The organism is Shewanella sp., assembly GCF_013214165.1.
Taxonomy (GTDB): domain Bacteria; phylum Pseudomonadota; class Gammaproteobacteria; order Enterobacterales; family Shewanellaceae; genus Shewanella.
On the sequence record NZ_JABSSM010000082.1, the window covers coordinates 1 to 17,451 of the forward strand.

The 17,451-nt window shown below is 46.1% G+C and carries 16 protein-coding genes, 2 pseudogenes and 1 riboswitch; of the genes and pseudogenes, 9 read left to right on the top strand and 9 right to left on the bottom strand.

Annotation, left to right across the window (positions count from 1 at the left end; genetic code table 11):
* Window positions 1–839 (bottom strand): annotated as a pseudogene (locus tag HRU42_RS17465) (5-methyltetrahydropteroyltriglutamate--homocysteine S-methyltransferase); the annotation flags it as partial.
* A 232-nt stretch (window positions 840–1,071) separates the two neighbouring features.
* On the opposite strand from HRU42_RS17465, the gene HRU42_RS17470 reads away from it, so the two are divergent.
* Window positions 1,072–1,977 (top strand): LysR family transcriptional regulator, encoded by a 906-nt coding sequence (locus HRU42_RS17470; protein WP_295032922.1) that lies wholly within the window; start codon window positions 1,072–1,074, stop codon window positions 1,975–1,977.
* 121 nt (window positions 1,978–2,098) lie between these two features.
* On the opposite strand, the gene HRU42_RS17475 is transcribed toward HRU42_RS17470, so the two are convergent.
* The 3 genes from HRU42_RS17475 to HRU42_RS17485 all read right to left on the bottom strand — a co-directional run bounded on the left by HRU42_RS17475 (window position 2,099) and on the right by HRU42_RS17485 (window position 5,679).
* Window positions 2,099–2,827 carry an HDOD domain-containing protein gene (locus HRU42_RS17475; protein ID WP_295032923.1) on the bottom strand — a complete coding sequence of 243 codons (729 nt, stop codon included), beginning with the start codon at window positions 2,825–2,827 and terminating at the stop codon, window positions 2,099–2,101.
* Between the two features lie 286 nt (window positions 2,828–3,113).
* Entirely contained in the window at window positions 3,114–3,686 is a 573-nt protein-coding gene (locus HRU42_RS17480) for a GDSL-type esterase/lipase family protein (RefSeq protein WP_295032924.1), read from the bottom strand.
* A 136-nt stretch (window positions 3,687–3,822) separates the two neighbouring features.
* The gene (locus HRU42_RS17485; RefSeq protein ID WP_295032925.1) at window positions 3,823–5,679 is read right to left on the bottom strand and encodes a TonB-dependent receptor; all 1,857 of its coding nucleotides are present in this window, start codon (window positions 5,677–5,679) and stop codon (window positions 3,823–3,825) included.
* A gap of 111 nt (window positions 5,680–5,790) precedes the next feature.
* Window positions 5,791–6,025: riboswitch (cobalamin riboswitch) on the bottom strand.
* Between the two features lie 483 nt (window positions 6,026–6,508).
* On the opposite strand from HRU42_RS17485, the gene HRU42_RS17490 reads away from it, so the two are divergent.
* Together HRU42_RS17490 and HRU42_RS17495 are read left to right on the top strand one after the other, a co-directional pair.
* Window positions 6,509–6,964, top strand: a complete 456-nt coding sequence (locus tag HRU42_RS17490) for a BlaI/MecI/CopY family transcriptional regulator (RefSeq protein ID WP_367227197.1) — start codon at window positions 6,509–6,511, stop codon at window positions 6,962–6,964.
* Entirely contained in the window at window positions 6,957–8,225 is a 1,269-nt protein-coding gene (locus HRU42_RS17495; RefSeq protein ID WP_295032926.1) for a M56 family metallopeptidase, read from the top strand. The genes HRU42_RS17490 and HRU42_RS17495 overlap by 8 nt, the downstream gene beginning before the upstream one ends.
* 264 nt (window positions 8,226–8,489) lie before the next feature.
* Here HRU42_RS17495 and HRU42_RS17500 read toward each other — a convergent pair.
* Together HRU42_RS17500 and HRU42_RS17505 are read right to left on the bottom strand one after the other, a co-directional pair.
* A pseudogene (locus HRU42_RS17500) lies at window positions 8,490–8,734 on the bottom strand (DUF805 domain-containing protein).
* A gap of 34 nt (window positions 8,735–8,768) precedes the next feature.
* Entirely contained in the window at window positions 8,769–9,308 is a 540-nt protein-coding gene (locus HRU42_RS17505; RefSeq protein WP_295032927.1) for a DUF2059 domain-containing protein, read from the bottom strand.
* A gap of 221 nt (window positions 9,309–9,529) precedes the next feature.
* On the opposite strand from HRU42_RS17505, the gene azu reads away from it, so the two are divergent.
* A complete protein-coding gene (azu, locus tag HRU42_RS17510) occupies window positions 9,530–10,015 on the top strand; it encodes an azurin (protein ID WP_295032928.1) in 486 nt (161 codons plus the stop codon).
* Window positions 10,016–10,076: 61 nt separating this feature from the next.
* On the opposite strand, the gene HRU42_RS17515 is transcribed toward azu, so the two are convergent.
* Window positions 10,077–10,217, bottom strand: coding sequence for an amidohydrolase family protein (locus HRU42_RS17515; protein ID WP_295032929.1), 141 nt, complete (start codon window positions 10,215–10,217; stop codon window positions 10,077–10,079).
* Window positions 10,218–10,461: 244 nt separating this feature from the next.
* On the opposite strand from HRU42_RS17515, the gene HRU42_RS17520 reads away from it, so the two are divergent.
* The 3 genes from HRU42_RS17520 (at window position 10,462) to HRU42_RS17530 (ending at window position 14,389) form a co-directional block, all read left to right on the top strand.
* Window positions 10,462–12,213 (top strand): bifunctional aldolase/short-chain dehydrogenase, encoded by a 1,752-nt coding sequence (locus HRU42_RS17520; protein ID WP_295032930.1) that lies wholly within the window; start codon window positions 10,462–10,464, stop codon window positions 12,211–12,213.
* Window positions 12,214–12,264: 51 nt separating this feature from the next.
* Window positions 12,265–13,869, top strand: a complete 1,605-nt coding sequence (gene lsrK, locus HRU42_RS17525) for an autoinducer-2 kinase (protein WP_295032931.1) — start codon at window positions 12,265–12,267, stop codon at window positions 13,867–13,869.
* 145 nt (window positions 13,870–14,014) lie between these two features.
* Window positions 14,015–14,389: a cupin domain-containing protein gene (locus HRU42_RS17530; RefSeq protein WP_295032932.1), complete on the top strand. Its 375-nt coding sequence runs from the start codon at window positions 14,015–14,017 to the stop codon at window positions 14,387–14,389.
* A gap of 44 nt (window positions 14,390–14,433) precedes the next feature.
* Here the strand turns inward: HRU42_RS17530 and HRU42_RS17535 are convergent, their stop codons facing one another.
* Entirely contained in the window at window positions 14,434–14,970 is a 537-nt protein-coding gene (locus tag HRU42_RS17535) for an NADPH-dependent FMN reductase (RefSeq protein WP_295032933.1), read from the bottom strand.
* 158 nt (window positions 14,971–15,128) lie between these two features.
* Here HRU42_RS17535 and HRU42_RS17540 point away from each other — a divergent pair, with 158 nt between their 5' ends.
* Window positions 15,129–16,031, top strand: a complete 903-nt coding sequence (locus HRU42_RS17540; protein ID WP_295032934.1) for a LysR family transcriptional regulator — start codon at window positions 15,129–15,131, stop codon at window positions 16,029–16,031.
* Between the two features lie 290 nt (window positions 16,032–16,321).
* Here HRU42_RS17540 and HRU42_RS17545 read toward each other — a convergent pair whose 3' ends face one another.
* Window positions 16,322–16,837: an LPD1 domain-containing protein gene (locus HRU42_RS17545; protein WP_295032935.1), complete on the bottom strand. Its 516-nt coding sequence runs from the start codon at window positions 16,835–16,837 to the stop codon at window positions 16,322–16,324.
* 166 nt (window positions 16,838–17,003) lie between these two features.
* Here HRU42_RS17545 and HRU42_RS17550 point away from each other — a divergent pair, with 166 nt between their 5' ends.
* Window positions 17,004–17,213, top strand: a complete 210-nt coding sequence (locus HRU42_RS17550; RefSeq protein ID WP_295032937.1) for a hypothetical protein — start codon at window positions 17,004–17,006, stop codon at window positions 17,211–17,213.
* Window positions 17,214–17,451: the final 238 nt, after the last annotated feature.

Sequence of the window (17,451 nt, forward strand, 5' to 3'; positions counted from 1 at the left end):
AGTTTTGCCGCAAATTCAACAAGCTGCTCGGGAGCCGTGACCAGATCCAGATGCAGACCGGCAACAGGCAAGGAGGAAACCAATGCTTGATGGTGAGCTATGGTGCCATAGTAGCTCGCCAGTAAAATCTTAATCTGAGCATCTTTTAGCGCGTCATAGCTAGTTGAAATAGCGGCTTGCCAATCGGCATCAAGCTCAAGGGCTAGAATAGGCTCTTCGAGTTGCACCCAGTCTACACCTTGCTCACTGAAACGAGCCAAGATATCTGCATAGGTCTTAATGAGCTTAGGCAGTAGTGAAAGCTTATCGAAATCGCCGCCAACGGCCTTAGATAAAAACAGGTAAGAAACCGGGCCTAGCAGTACGGGTTTGGCGGCATAGCCCAGGGATTTGGCTTCTTCAACGTCTTCAAAAAACTGCTCATAGGCGACACTGAATTCTTGATCGACAGTCAGCTCTGGCACTATGTAGTGATAATTAGTATTGAAATATTTAGTCATTTCGCCAGCGGGGGCATCTTTACCCGATGGTGCACGGCCTCGTGCGACTCTAAACAGGGTATCGAGATCGACATGATCATCTTCTTGGTTTCTGTGGCGTTCAGGGATGGCATTCAATGTCGCGCTCAGGGTCAGCACCTGATCATAGCAGGCAAAATCTCCAACGGGTAACAAAGCAACCCCTGCCTGAGCCTGCCACTCCCAATGGATACGACGCAAGATCTTAGCCACTTGCTTTAGCTCAGCCTGACTGGTCTCACCACGCCAATATTTCTCTTGAGCAAACTTCAACTCACGTTGACGACCAATTCTTGGAAACCCTAGGTTAGCTATCTGTATCTCTTTCGAAATTTGCATATTGTATACCTTTTTGCTTTAATATGAGCAGAATTCAGAGTAAACGCACCAGAGTCTTATTAGTGACTCCTGATGATGTAACACCTTTCGATGTAAAAACACATTCGGGCGTCTGGACGTCTAGAAGTTTATTGTGATAGTCTACCTTCTGACAAACGAATTGATTTCAAGCACAACATGAGTAAAATTCATGTTGAAACAAAGCAGGGATAACATGATTGAACTCAGACATTTACGAACACTAGTAGCCTTAAAAGAAACGGGAAGTCTCGCTGGTGCAGCCAAAAAACGTTTCGTCACTCAATCAGCGCTTTCTCATCAGATAAAAGAGTTAGAGACCCGAATTAACTCATCAATTTTTATCAGAAAGAGTAAACCGCTCTCATTTACGCAAGAAGGCGCTAGGCTACTCAATCTGGCCGAAGAGATCTTACCTAAGGTCGTCGAAACCGAATATGACCTCAAGCAAGGGCTCAATGATGAACTCAATCAGCTTGCGGTAGGCATCGAATGCCATAGCTGCTTTCGATGGTTGATGCCGGTGATGGAGCAGTTTAGGACCACATATCCAAATGTGAATTTGGACCTTTCCAGCCGACACCAGTTTGATTCACTCAATGCACTGGAGATTGGCGAACTCGATGTGGTACTCACATCAGATCCTGTTCCAGGACAATCCATTGCCTACCAGCATCTGTTCGATTTTGAAGTTCAGCTGGTGGTTGCCAAGGATCACCCTCTGGCCAAGCTGGAATATGTGACGCCTAAGCAACTCGAGAAACTTGCCATCATCAGCTATCCTGTGCCGCTGCAACGTCTGGATCTATACCGTCATTTCCTGGAGCCTGCGGGCGTGAAAGCCGGTGAGCAGATCAGCTGCGATCTCACCATGATGCTACTGCAAAGGATCGCCTGCAAAGATGGTGTGGCAGCCCTGCCAACCTGGTCGATCAGCGAGTCTTATGGCTTGAACTTGACCGCTATCAAGCTAGGGCCAGAGGGATTGAAGCGGCCACTGTTTGGGGCATATCGCAAAGATAGCGCTAGCGCACATGTGGCGCAGCAGTGGTTGAAGCTAGTAGCCAAAGAAGGACTGGCGAAACAGCATAAATTGAATTAAATAAAGGAAAAAGATCTAGGGTGAGTGACTAATATCTTGCAATAAAGGCTGTGCGAAGAAAGTTGCGAGTCGCGAGTTACAGCCTAATGCTGGTAACTCGAGCTCGATACTCGAACCTTCTTTACAACGGCTTCAGCAGCTGATTTCTCATCGAAAGCACGCGTCTGAGCACTAGGCCTGGCGAGTTAGCATCGCGAGTCTGTCTCAGATTATGAGCGACCAGAAACTCCTCTTTAAGCTCTTCATCTAAGCCCAAAGAGTCAAACGCTTCTATGGTCAAGGTCTGCTTGTGGTTATCGATAAGCGACTTGATGATGCTCAGAGGGAACGACTCTTCCGACTCGGCATTTAAGAAGGCAAATGCAGTCAAGGCAATAATCTCACCGAATACACTAAACAAGGCTAAGGTCTGCACTTCATCCGGGTTGATATCCACCCCTTGCATATTATGCAAACTATCGACGGCATCGACAGCGATACTTTCAGTCAATGACCAATAGCCGTGAACTAACTTCTTATATGGCTGAGGCAGCTCATCGAGACGTTCTTGGAGATAAAAGGTAAAGGCATAACGATATATGTTCACCTGACCTAATCGCACTAGGGCATCTTTCAATGAGCGGTTCTTAGTGGTAATACCTGCACCGCTGATCGCCGCATTGCTGCGCCAAAGCATATGAGCCGCTAAAGCGGGATCTGAAGAGACGATATCGATGACATTGCGGATATCACCATCGGCGATGATCGCCTTCTTTAATGGGATCAATATTCCGCGGCGACCAATCACCTGCTCTTCATTACTAATAATTGCGCGTACTTGAGTGAACACCTTATGCTCAAGATCTGTCATGGGAAGTTTTAACCTACATTTATTATTTTGGCGCGACACCAATTGTTATCAGGGAGTGTATCCCTATAAGGGCCACTTGGGTCAAGCTGATTTAACCTAAATGATTATTTTAACGCTAATTATCTACCCAAGGTCAGATAACCGAGCAAAATCACCAAGTTCAAGCGATATCATAGCGTTATCAACCAGAACATCAATAACCAGAAGGCTGAGCTATCGGGCTCTTCATCTCACCTTGCATAGGTTCAATAACCTATAGTGCACAAAATAGCACATATTCGATGCATTATATCGCGCCTGCATCTTCGAGCCCACGATAAATCGTCTCAGCTAGCGCGCGGTAACCTGCATCATTAAGGTGAATCGTATCAGATTTCATTGAGCGAGTTTTGAGCAAATCCGTTAACGCCTCTTCCAGCAGCATAACATCATAGGTCTCCGCTAACTCTGAATAGAGCGTCGCCGGCGACAAAAAAAGACTCTTCTGCGGCACGGCAATCAAGACTACCGCAATCGACCTAACCTGAGCCAACTCGATCATCTGCGCCAGATTAGTTTTAGTCTTAGCTATATCATGATTACGCAGAAAATCATTGCCACCTTCGAGTAGAATCAGCAAGTCAGGAGTCTCTCCAACGAGTAGCTCTGCTAGCCTGATCAAGCCCTGTGAGGTGGTCTCGCCTGAAACACCGGCATTGATCACCCTCAGCCCAGTCAATTCAGCCAAAACCGCTGGATAATCACCGCCTTCACTCGATCCCTTGCCATAGGTAAGGCTATCGCCAAACGCCAGAATTTGTGCATTGTGAGAAAGCACTGCGATGCTGGGGCCTGTACATGACTGTAATAGCAGTAACATTGAGAAAACGACAAAACAGGTAAACCTAGATTGAGTCATGGCAGTATCGAATCAGAATTAATGACCTAATTAATAACACAAAAAAAACCAGACACAAGGCCTGGTTTCGATCGTGAAACCTAAACGCCTTACTTTGCTAGAAGGCCTTGTAATTCACACTAAAAAACAATTCTCTGCCTGGGCTAAAATAATTTTGTGCGGAAATAATTTCTTCATCGAGTATATTATTTGCCTTCAAACGTAGCTTCCATGCATCACTGAGCTGATAGCCGACACTCAGATCTACCTTGTGGTAGGCCTCAAAAAACTCATCAAACCCAGCATAACGCTTACCTTGATAATGATAGTTAGCGAGTACATCAAATTGCTGCCAAGTATAACTCAACATATAATTAAACTCGTTCTCACTACGACCAACAAGCTGCTCACCCGTTTGTTTATTTTCCGCATCCAGATAGGTGTAACCCAGCTGGTGTTCTAGGTTGAATAACTGGTAGTTAGCCGACAGTTCAATGCCTCGAATTTCAGCTCTATTTATATTAGCAGGCCTCCAAATATCCCATCCGTAAGCATCTTTTTCACCGGTTGGTGCCCAAGCTATAAGATTATCAATCTTATTTTGGAACAAACTGATATAAGCACGGATATCTTTAGCAGTAAAACTCAAGGTCAAATCATAGTTCTCAGCCGTTTCTGAGATCAGATCGGCATTACCCGAACCAGGCCAATATAGGTCGTTAAAGGTGGGGGCTTTGAACGCCGTTCCGGTCGTAGCAGACAAGCGCCACTGATCGTTAAACTGATATGCTAGGCTAGCGTTATAGGACACTTCACTGTCAATATTTTCGACATCATCATAGCGAACTGCCACTTCAGCTAATAGCTTGCTCCACTGTTTCTGAACCAACACATAAGCGCCTAGAATATCGCGCTCATCTTCGGCGTAGTCACCAAAAATAGCTTCTTTAGACCAATCTAGACCACCAGTAAACGACAGTTCATTAGAGGCTAAGTATTGATTACTCCAGTTGATCTGATCACGTTTGGTTTCAAATATTGCAACAGGCACACCGCTATCGTCACCACGGAAATTTTCGTTATAGTCGCGAGACTGGCCTAGGGTTAATTTACTGGTGAATTTATCATTGCTATATTGAGTGCCAAGATTCCAAAGGTAGTTTTCATAATCTGATTCGTCGACTGCACCCGATGCATAGATATCATCAAACTGATAAAATCCTCTATCATATTGGCCATTCCATAACACTTGCCACAGCGGGTTTAACTGCTGTGAGCCTTTTATTGCCAATCCATTGCGTTGATAACCATCAGCATCATTTTCAGATCCGCCGCCGTTATAAACATCATAACCTTCTGATTGTTCATGGTTTAGAGTAAAACTGCTACTACCGTCACCGTGGTCAATTCCCACACCTGCCGAACCACGAATATAATCATCGCTACCGTATTCCGCACCGGCAAACCACTCTCCGCCCTTCAGTTGACGGGTAAATATCTGGATGACACCACCGATTGCATCACTTCCCCAGATAGAGGCTCTCGGTCCCTTCAAGACTTCGATACGTTCGATGCTCTCTGGTGATAAAGTGTTAAAACTGACAGAGCCTAAGGTGGCAGAACCAATTTTTATTCCGTCAATTAGCACGAGGACATGGTTTGAGTTACTGCCGCGAAGACTAATTGAGGTGTTTTGACCCGCCCCGCCATTACGCAACACACTGACGCCGGGTAACGTTTCTAATATATCGACAACAGACTTAGGACTCAAACGTTCAATCTCTTCACGCTCGATGGTATTGATGACGGTGAGCTGTTGATCGGCAGTCCTATCAAAACGTGAACCTGTTACGGTTATTATCTCGTTTATTGGGTCTAGGTTGCTAACAGTCGTGTCAGTGGCCATAGCTGAAAAAGTGGATAGGCCGAGTAGACTGCTGACAAGCAGTGCAATTCTGGATACTTGTGTTCCCATTTTACCTTTAACTCCTAAAAGGAAAACGGGGCAAAAATGTCACGACATAATTAGGCTGTTCAGCTTTATGCTGTTGACCGAAAGCCGCATCTTGAGATCTGCCCGCCGAAATCTCAAAATCATCTAATGGGCCGGTCTCCGGACTTAGGCTCTGCGATGACACTTTAAAAGCGACACTGCACGAGTTCAGGCTTTTTTACGCTTTCTTTTCTGTCTCTCCATCTATATAGAAAGATAGGCGCACCTGACTCTTACCTTTTACCGTTGCGGGGGCAGTGTCAGATTTTCACTGACTTCCCGATTATCCTTCACCTTGATTGTCGAAATCCTTAGCAATCCGCTATGTTTCAACACATTTAAATAGGTTTAGGCACCACAAAAGATTGACTAAAATATTGTTAATTCATTCCAAGAACGCACTTAGTTTTTGTACCCAGTTCAGTACTCAGTTTAACTACCAAGTATTAGTACTCTGTTTAGCACCAAGTTACGATCCGCCGCATTATAGACGTCTATACGTATAAATGTCTAACTTTTGGATGACATTCTGCTTACCTAAAAGTCTAATTTGATTCTCTTGGCTTTTACTCCGGCAAATTTGGAATAAAACGATTTGTTTAAAAAGGATGCAAGCTTCTGGTTGGCAATCAAAAGAAATCTAACTAACACCCATACAAAACAAACTCACAACCTTTGTATCAATTACTCAACAAAATACCTTGCCAAGTAAGATTACAAATGTAATCTTAAACATTCAGATTACATTTGTAATCCATAAATGCATTCAACAGAAAGTAATAAGTACATACTTTGACAATGGGATCAGCCGATGAAAGAGATCAGTAATTCAGAACTTGCCGTACTCAATATACTCTGGGAGTCGTCACCGACAAGCTCAAATGAAGTGGTGAAAAAATTGGCAGATTCTCATGAATGGCACGAAAAAACAGTCAAAACCCTATTAAACCGCTTAGTAAAAAAACAGGCGATCGGGTTTCAAAAACAGGGCCGTGGCTATCTCTACTCCCCCCTAATCAATCAAGGTGAATATCAAATTAAAGAGAGCCAGTCTTTCGTAGAGAGAATGTTCTCGGGTCGTATCGCCCCCCTCGTTGCGGGCTTTGCCAAAGAAAATAAACTCAGCGCAGAAGATGTTGCAGAATTGAAAACACTGCTCGACAACTGGCAAGAAGAGGACTCGAAAAAAGACAGCTTGAACAAGGGAGAATTAAGCAGCGACTGTCAAACAACCGATACTCAAACAAAGGAGCCTAAACATGATTAACTGGCTCACACAACAAAGCATACTCATAAGCTTAGTCTGCGCCTTCATCCTACTTTTTCATAAGCCACTGCTTAAACAGCTAGGGGCTCACCACATGTACAGCTTATGGCTGGCTATCCCACTAATGTTGTTAGGCTCTGTGGTACTGCAATTTCTGCCTAACTTGCTGGCGGAATCTAAGCTAGCAAATTTTGAGCATTACAGAGTGCTGGCGTCACTTGCCGTTAAAAACAGTGAAAGCTTTATCCCGACCCCTTTAGTCGTAGGTTTATGGTTGTCAGGAATTGCCGTGATGGCTGCACTGTTACTACTGCAACGACGCTATTTAAATAAGTTGTTGAGCAAGAGTACACCTTATGCTCACACCCAGGGCGGCGAACTTAACATCAACGCGCTTATGTTGGCCGACGCCTTACCCATATTACAGAGTCCAGAGATCACTTCTCCCATGTTAACAGGCGTGATTAAGCCGACGATCATAGTGCCATCAGACTTTCATAAACTGACAGTAAAGCAGCAAAAAGCCGTATTGGCACACGAGCTGTTTCACCATGAACGCGGAGATATCATCACTAACCTGCTGGCCTATGGTCTGCTCGCCATCTTCTGGTTCAACCCACTCTGTTGGTTAGCCTACCGCCGTTTTCGTGACGATCAGGAACTCGCCTGTGATGCTCAAATCACCTCATCGATGAATACCGATGAAAAAATTGCCTATAGCCATGCGCTACTGGCGTACTCTCAGCACGCTCAAATTGGCATGCTTCATACCCACTATGGAAATAAAAACATCTTAAAGGAAAGGATCATACAAATGAAAAAACAACATGGAAAGAGCACCTTAACCATAATAGCAATGACACTAGGCTTAGGATTCGCAAGCTTGATACTCAATCAACAAGTTCAGGCAGGAGATCATCAAGCCTCGTCGAAAGAATCGACCAAGGTGACTAAGAGCCAAGCACACAGTGTTCATCCACTGACGCGTGTTGAGCCCAAATACCCAGCAGCCGCAGTTAAAGCCAATCAAAATGGCTATGTTCAACTCAAGTTTGATATCAACAAGTCTGGAATGGTGTCTAACATTAAAGTGATTAAGTCATCACCCACAGGTGTATTCGATAAATCAGCAGTAAAAGCCTTAGAGCAATGGGTTTATAAGAAGTCTAAGCACGGGGCTAAAGGTTCTCAGGTTCAACTGGATTTTGTTATCGATGAACCAGCAGCTAATGTTGAGCGCATTAAAGTTACCGCGAATTAATCAGAGCCGTTATTAAGAGCAATAAATCAACTTACTCGGGGCCACTCTACTTAGGCTGATGGGTAATGTTTTGGAAAGGGGCCGCGCAGCTCTTTTTCTGTATCTGGAGATAATCGACGAGAAAGGAGAGGTGTTAAGTCGTAAGTTATAAGAGGTAAACAGCCTTGAGTGGTAAGTGGTAAGTGGTAAGAAAGGATAAGTATTTCATCCTCCCTCACGCAATTTACAAATCGATTAAGCTTCTATAGCCTTTGGATTCGCACCCTAGTCATTTTCTCCTATGCTGTCCAGCACATAGAAAACCAACAAAACTATAGCACCAATCAGTGGTATTAAACCGATTAGCTGCCACCAGCCAGAACGTCCGGTATCATGTAAGCGACGAGCACAGATGGCTATCGTCGGTAAAAACAAACCTAATGCCAGCACAGTTGAAAATATCATAGTGCCTAACGTGACATCTATAACCGCCGCTAAGCATAGAAAATGAAATAAAACAGCATATACATCCAAAACTCTTTACGACAAGCGCAAATTGCCCCTCTATTGGTCTGCTATCTGTTTTCTATGTTCTTCCAGCTCTTTATCAAACTCCAGTTGTAAAGTTTGCATACGTATCATCATAGGCTGAGCCAATGCTTGAGTCAGCATGATGGATTCCTGCATCACAAGAGGCATCTTGTCGACCATGGAGCGACCCGACTCACTCTGATAGAAAGCGAGCATATCGGTGATCTCCCTATCCGTATAATGCTTCACGTAAATATCGACCATAGGCTGTTTCAATTTATCCCAGCCCATCTCTTCGCGCATGATTTGTGTGTTTTTATTAACGAAGCTGGTAAACATTTCACTCTCTGAATCTTGGATCTTCAATTGCTCTCGCATCTGCAGCATCATTTGTTCTGCTTGGGTATAAGCAGCATCCATCAAAGAATCCGCTTTCATATCTACAAGCAGTTGCTCAACATCTTGACGACGAGAACTATCATCAGCCGATACGCTAAAGTTCACCAGGAAACCGCAGACGATTAGCAGTGATAAAAGGGAGTTTAGTGGTGATAGAAGAGTAATTCGCTTCATATTGCCTCCATGCAATTGTAAATTTATAAAACTAATTATCTCATAAAGTAACTATACAAGTCATTAATATATATTAAAATTAGTGTTCATTCGGTTGAAAAATATGACGGCGATGTCACTCGAGGCCCACAATACAAAATCAATAATAATTCTCATTAACATTAATTTTCATTAAGATAGCGCGGTGTTTAGTACACCAATAATCAAAATAAGGATTTCAAATGAAAATCTCAATGAATCGTCTTAAGGCGATAAGCGCAGTGGGTTTACTCGGTTTCAGTGCACTATTCGGGATGTCGTCTAGTGCTATGGCCCATACCAATGAATGTGAATTAACCATCAGCGCTAACGACGCTATGCAGTTCGACACCAAACAACTCAGTGTCCCAGCAAGCTGTAAAGAGGTCACGCTGACATTGACTCATTCAGGTCAGCTACCAAAAGCTGCCATGGGCCACAACTGGGTGCTAACCAAGGCTGCAGATATGCAAGCCGTTGCCAACGACGGCATGGGCGCAGGCGTAGATAAAAACTATGTTAAAGACGGCGACACTCGTGTTATTGCTCATACCGATGTTGTTGGCGGCGGTAGCTCAAGCAGCATCACCTTCAGCACCGAAGGCATGAGTGCTGCTGAAGCCTACACGTTCTTCTGCTCATTCCCTGGCCACTGGGCAATCATGCAGGGTAGCTTTATTATTAAATAAGGCCCTAGATTATAGTTCCTAGGATCTAGATTATTGATTCTAGAACCTAGGAACTCGTCGCTTATTTATTCTTAAAAACCTTGCCGCCTTTCATCACAAGATCCACATCCAATAAGACTTCTATCTCTTTTAGCGGGCTAGTATCTATCGCGATAATATCGGCGTACTGACCCACTTCCAATGTGCCTAACGTGTCTGACATTCTAATCAGGGAGTCGTCACCAAAGACGATACAAGCGGATAAAGCGAATGAGCTGCTTATAGTTAGGAGTCGCTGCAGCAGCGATGCCTTGTCTGTTCCACCTATCCCGGCTAAAGCCGGTCCTACGATCTGTTCACAGAAAGTTAAAACTTAGGGAAGTGTTAAACTATAAGTGCTAAGTTTTAAGTTAGTCGTCTAGATCCTAGATCCTAGAAACTTCCCTAAAAAATGACAAGGAATTTCTATGCAAAGCTTGTGGCATGCCCAAACAGCCAGTCAATACACTACACCTCTCGAATTGAGAGTCTATACATCTCGCCTGTTAGGTCAGGAACCTGCACTGGTGCTGCACGGTGGCGGCAATACCTCAGTAAAGACTCGAGTCGACAATCTATTCGGTGAGCCTGAAGAAATACTCTTTGTAAAAGGTAGCGGCTGGGATTTAGAGACCATAGAAGCGGCAGGTTTCGCACCGGTAAAGATGGACGTGTTATTGAAGATGGCCAAGCTTACCGAGCTGACCGACAGCGACATGGTCAAGTATCAGCGCGCCGCCATGATAGATCCCAATGCGCCCAATCCCTCGGTTGAAGCCATACTGCACGCCATTATCCCTTTCGCCTTCGTGGATCATACCCATACTGATGCAGTAGTTACCCTGACTAACACTGCAAGCGGTGAAGCCTTTATCGAGCAGTTGTATGGCAAGCGGGTCTTGGTGATCCCTTATGTGATGCCGGGCTTTGCGCTGGCTAAGCGGGTCTATGAGATGACCCAAGCTATCGACTGGCAGTCGATAGAAGGCTTGGTGCTCATGAACCACGGCCTGCTTACCTTTAGCGACGATGCTAAGACTGCTTACGAGAACACCATTAAACTGGTGAGCGAAGCCGAAAGTTTTATCGAAGCAAATCTGTGCATCAATGCCGAAGAGCGGGAAGAGGCGGATGAGAAGAGCCTTGAGTACCCTGATGAGAACACAGATATTGATCTGCTTGAGCTCGCTAAGATACGCAAGCTGGTGTCGGCGCAAAAAGGCGCAGCGCATCTGGCTCTGTTAAACAGTAGTATGGCCTCATGTCATATTGCCTCACACCCTGAGCTTAAAAGTATCGCCAGTCGCGGTCCGCTTACGCCGGACCATGTCATTCGCACTAAACGTATCCCCGCTATTTTACATGGCGACTTCGAAGCCGACCTCAGCAATTATGCCCAAGACTATATTGAATATTTTGACCGCTATCAGAGCGGTCAAACCATGCTTAACTACACGCCTAACTATGCTATCTGGCAGGGTAGAGCCGCCATATCTTTCGGCAAGACAGTCAACCAGGCCTTGATCATCGAAGACATCAGCAGTCATACCTTAGAGGCGATATTAACCGCCGAAGCCCTCGGTGGTTATCAGCCTCTGAGCCCGGCTGATATCTTCGCGGTGGAATACTGGGATCTTGAGCAGGCCAAGCTGAAAAAAGGCCCGAACTCAAACGACAAACCCTTGTTAGGCAAGGTCGCCATGATCACCGCCGCCGCAACACAGGTAGGTCAAGCCGTTGTGGCTCATATGGAAGCGCTCGGCGCTAACCTTGTAGAGCTTGGCGAACACCTTGAATTTGATACCTTAGATAAGTGCCAGGAAGCGGCCGAAACCGCCATCATAGATTATGGTGGCTTAGACATAGTTATCTGCCTTGGGGATGACCCTTCTAACCTGATGTTACTCAAAGCCTGTGAAGCCTTTTTAGAGCATGGCATAAACCCTAAGGTATTGTGCGTCAACCAAGGATCCTTACCCGTCATGAGCAGTAACATCATCAAGGTACTAGAGCTCAACTGCTGCGCATGCCCGACATTATCCTCACTGGATGGCTCAACAGTATTAGTGCAAAAAACCAATGGCGAGCAGCTACAAGCCGGCGTATTTAACCTGCTCAGCGCGATAACCATGATGTTGTCGAATGAATACGTGCCCCACGAAGAAGGGGTCGTGGTTTAACCTTTGTAGGACCTCTTTAGCCGGGAGAGGGTGACACATAAGGAAATGAACATGGAAAACTATCTGTTAGCCATAGATGCGGGAACAGGCAGCGGCCGTGCCGTGCTGTTTGATTTGCAAGGACGCCAAATTTCCGTGGGGCAAGAGGAGTGGCAGCACTTAGCCGAAGATGGTGTCGATAACTCCATGGGCTTCGATTTCGATAATGACTGGCCACTGTTATGTCGCTGTATCAAGCTAGCTATCCTCAACGCCAACATCTCTCCCCAGCAGATCATCGCCATTTCAGCGACGAGTATGCGTGAAGGCATAGTGGTGTTTGATAAAGATGGCCAGGAGATCTGGGCCGTCGCTAATGTCGATGCCAGAGCCTCTGAGCAAGTCATGGCGCTGAAAGAGTCCTCAGCGGATATCGAATATCGTGATTATCAGCAGTCCGGACAAACCTTCGCCCTCGGCGCCCTACCCCGTTTGCTATGGCTCAAGGAGCATCATCCCGAGCTGTATGACCAGGCCCATTCGATTGCCATGCTCAGCGACTGGGTCTTAGCAAAACTCAGCGGCGTGATCGCGACCGACCCATCCAATGCGGGCACAAGCGGGATCTTCTCCCTGGCCACACGTAACTGGGTGCCCGAGATGGCCGAAGAGGTTGGCCTTAACCCGGAGATATTCCCCCCAGTGATCGAAACAGGCACCAAGATAGGGGAAGTCACCGCACAAGCCGCCAGTGAATCAGGCCTGAGTATAGGCACGGCCGTGGTGATGGGCGGCGGTGATGTGCAACTTGGCGCTGCCGGCCTTGGAGTCGTCAACCTAGGCGATATAGCGGTGCTGGGCGGCAGTTTCTGGCAGCAAGTGGTGAACATAGACGCCAAGATGCCGCCACCGCAAGACATGTCTATTAGGGTCAACCCCCATGTGATCACCGGACTCTCTCAGGCCGAGGGGATCACATTTTTTAGCGGCCTAGTGATGCACTGGTTTGTGGATGCCTTCTGTCATTTAGAGAAGCAGTTAGCCGATGAGCGTGGCATAAATGTCTATGCCTATATGGAAGAGCTGGCCGAGCAAGTGCCTGTTTGCAGCTATGATATCTTACCGATATTTTCCGATGCCATGCATTACGATCACTGGTATCACGCCGCCCCTTCCTTTATCAATCTGTCACTGGATGCCGACAAGAGCAATCCCGCCTGTCTGTTTCGTAGCCTGCAGGAGAATGCCTGCATTGTTTCGGCCATTAACCTCGAAAATATCCAGGCATTTAGTCAACCAGAAACAGCTGGCTCAACCGCTGCTAGCAAGCCAAGCGAAGCTGAACAGGTGATAGTGTTTGCCGGCGGTGCCAGTAAAGGATTTCTATGGCCGCAGATCCTCGCCGATGTCACCGGCAAGAAAGTCAAAATACCTAAAGTAAAAGAAGCCACATCTCTGGGCTGCGCCATGGCCGCGGGGGTCGGTGTGGGCATTTACGCCAGCATAAAACAGGCGGCCGACTCGATCGTTAGCTGGGAGAAAGAATACCAGCCCAACATGGATAACTACGTGAAGTATCAAGCGTTAAAAGATAAGTGGATTCAGGTGTATGAGCAGCAATTAAAACTGGTCGATAAAGGCCTGACCAACTCAATGTGGCAAGCACCAGGATTATAAAAGTTGTAGGACTGGCTTTAGCCAGGATGGTGAGAAGTTGTAGGACCGGCTTTAGCCGGGAAAGATGAAACAAGCAAAACATCGCCGCTAAAGCAGCTCCTACATACGAGCTCGTAGCCAACAATACAGAAAATCAGGAACCCCTATGTACTTAACCAATGAATCAGAGCATGACTATCGCTTCGGCGAGTATGGGCCTAAATACCTGACCAATGGTCCAAGAGTTCACTTCGGCATTGTGGTGATAACCCCAGGTGAGGCTCACCCTTGCCATAAACATAAGACTCAGGAAGAATCATTCTTGGTACTCGAGGGTGAATGTGCCGTTTATGTGGATGGTGAACGTGTGCTAATCAAGCAAGGCGACTACCTGCGCTGCGAGCCAGGTGAGTCGCACCTGTTCAGAAACGAGAGTGATAAAGACTTTAAATCTGTCTTCGTCAAAGCGCCCTATAGCGCCGAAAAAGACAGCGTCTACATCGACTGGCAACCGGGCCAGCCCTTCTTAAAGCAAGAGTGAAACCAGGCCCTAGGTTCTAAGGCCTGGTTGCTAGAATCTAAGCACTAGGCACTGGCTTGATGCAGCTTAAATACCGCTTCTTTCAGCGCCTGCTTGAGCTCATCATTTTTAAGCTCGCCCTTTTCCATGTCGAAATTATCGAAGAAGCTAGGGACAGAAAGACTCGCCTTCACATCGGCGGCGAAATAGGGGGCAGAACCTACGGCGGCTGTTAGTACGGATTTAGCGCCACCAGGTCCAGGAGAAGTCGCTAGCAATACCATAGGCTTGTTCTGAAATACCTTCATATCTATGCGTGACGTCCAATCGAACAGGTTCTTATAGGCGGCTGTGTATGAGCCGTTATGCTCGGCAAATGAGATGATGATGCCATCGGCTTCGCCAAGTTTGCCGAAAAACTTCTGCGCCAGCTCAGGCTGACCTAGCTGATTTTCCCTGTCTTGGCTAAAAATGGGCATCTCGTAATCATTGATATCGAGTATCTCAACCTCGGCGCCTTCTACCAGTGATGCGGCGTAAGTAGCGAGTTGCTTGTTAATGGATTTAGCGCTGTTGCTGGCTGCGAATGCTAATATTTTCATCATAATTCCTCTTCAACTTTTATTTTAGTAAAACGCTCAGGGCTGTTTAAAGTGACCCACAAGGCTCTGCGGCATTGGTTTGTTACATAGGATGGAGATAAGTGTATATTAATAGTTATTCGAGATTAATAACCTTAATTGATAAAGACTATTTCCATATGACTATGAATAAGCTGTTTGATGGTGTAATGGTGTTCACTCAGGTGGTAAAAACCGGTGGTTTCTCGGCGGCAGCCGAGCTGATGGGTCATTCAACGTCTTATATCAGTAAGGAAGTGAATAAGCTCGAAGAGCGGCTTGGCGTACGTTTACTCAATCGCACCACGCGCTCCATAGGTCTGACACCTGAAGGCAAGGCATACTATCAAGAGTGCCAGCAGTTAGTCGCCGATGCAGAGCAAGCGGTGAACATGCTGACCCAGCACGAGCTTGCACCTAAAGGCATCCTAAGACTTAGCACCCCTGTCGGTTTTGGCAATAACTACCTGCAGCCCATCTTAGCCGAATATATGCGCCTCTATCCCAATATCTGCCTAGATCTTGACCTCAATGACCGTAAGGTTGACGTAGTCGCAGAAGGTTACGATCTTGCAATTCGAGCCTCGTTGCAGCTGGAGGGGTCAAGCCTCATCTGCCGTAAGATATTTAGCTGTAAGGGTTATGTTGTCGCTAGCCCTGTATACCTATCTAAACATGGTCGCCCCCACCACCCACAAGAATTAAGCCGCCATAACTGCTTCTGTTACAGCAACCATAAATCACCGAACAAATGGCAATTTAATGATAAAGAGGGCAAGCCTTACTCCGTAGAGGTTAGGCAAAAATTAGTCACTAACAGCGCCGATATGGAGTTGGCCCTGGTGTTAGATGATCTGGGGATCTGCCGATTACCTATGTTCTATATGGAGCAAGAGATCAAATCAGGCAAGCTTGAGATCCTATTTGAAGACCTGCCAGCCCCAGAAATTGATGTGTTTGTGGTGTATCCCAGTCGCAAACATCTGTCACCTAAAGTGAGGGCATTTATCGATTTAACCGTCGATTACCTCTCGAAAAAATAGTCATTGATTTACACGGGAATTCAATCGGACACACGTAAACATTGAGCCAGCACTTGGTGTTAATGTTTATTTTTATTCTACCGCGCTCATATTTCCAACCAACTGGAATCGACGAGCGTATCTGGCAGTATTGTATATTTTAGTCTCGCTGAGCGGCGGCATTGGCAAACTGCATAAGAGCTCGGCGACACTTATTTTAATCGGGCGGCATAATAATGCTCTGGCCTAATAGCCATAATACGCCGTCATTCCCCTTTGTTGTGTCTATCTAGATCGAATCAATATAGATGCTACTCCCGTCCAAGAGCTTCACCTAATGGCTCGAAATAATCTATCAAGGCGCTGAATATCTGCTGGCGATGCACAATGGCCGGGTAGCCTCCCGCATCGGCGAGCTTAGAACTCAAGGTCTCATTCACAAGATACTGGTTACTTATCTCTGGATAGGACTCGATGCAGGCCTCAAATGCCCGCGCCATCAACTCGGTGGGGTTAGAGAAATACTGGCGTCCATATTGATGATCTAACGCTACCGCTCGGTCGACATACTCATGGCTGTTTTGGCCATCATGGGTCAGAAAAGTCGTCGTGAATACCCGCTCGAGTCGCTGATTTAACGGATGCTTTATCGAAGGGATATCGGCTAAAGAGTCGAAGATGAGGTTAGCCGCCTTGCGCTTCTCGTCTTCCTCGACCCAAGAGCCTAAGCGGATATGATTCAGGCCGAAGGTCTCTTTGATATCGTGAAAGGTCACCTGTTCGTCGAAACGATAATCAGGACCGACTCTATGATAGGTTTTATTCACATACTACCCAACTTAAATTATCTATGAGCATTGTAAACCTACAAGCCCTCAAGCAAAAAATTATTCAATGGAGCCTTTTTAGGTACGGCGTTCAGTAAAGGTTCAGCCCGAATAAGCTATTCTACCCATGAATTTTATGAAACTGATAATTAAGGTAGAGACAAGGATGAAACTGGTAATTTTGTGGCTGGCAATACTCATTATGAGCACGATAATCGTAGCACTATCAGGGACCATTCACTGGCCTATGATGGGCACCATGTTTGCGGCCATGACCATAGGGCTAATCATCATGGTAAAGGTTGGAAAAATTGCCGATAAACACTTCGTCAGTTTCTGCTCCGGACTCGTCGGTAAGGCTAGAGCCGATTCCTAAACACACTCATTACAGCTTCTAGTTACAGGTCAGCTCATCGACCTTTGATGGGCATCTAAATTTAGGGCCATGACCATAGGGCTAATCATCATGGTAAAGGTTGGAAAAATTGCCGATAAACACTTCGTCAGTTTCTGCTCCGGACTCGTCGGTAAGGCTAGAGCCGATTCCTAAACACACTCATTACAGCTTCTAGTTACAGGTCAGCTCATCGACCTTTGATGGGCATCTAAATTTA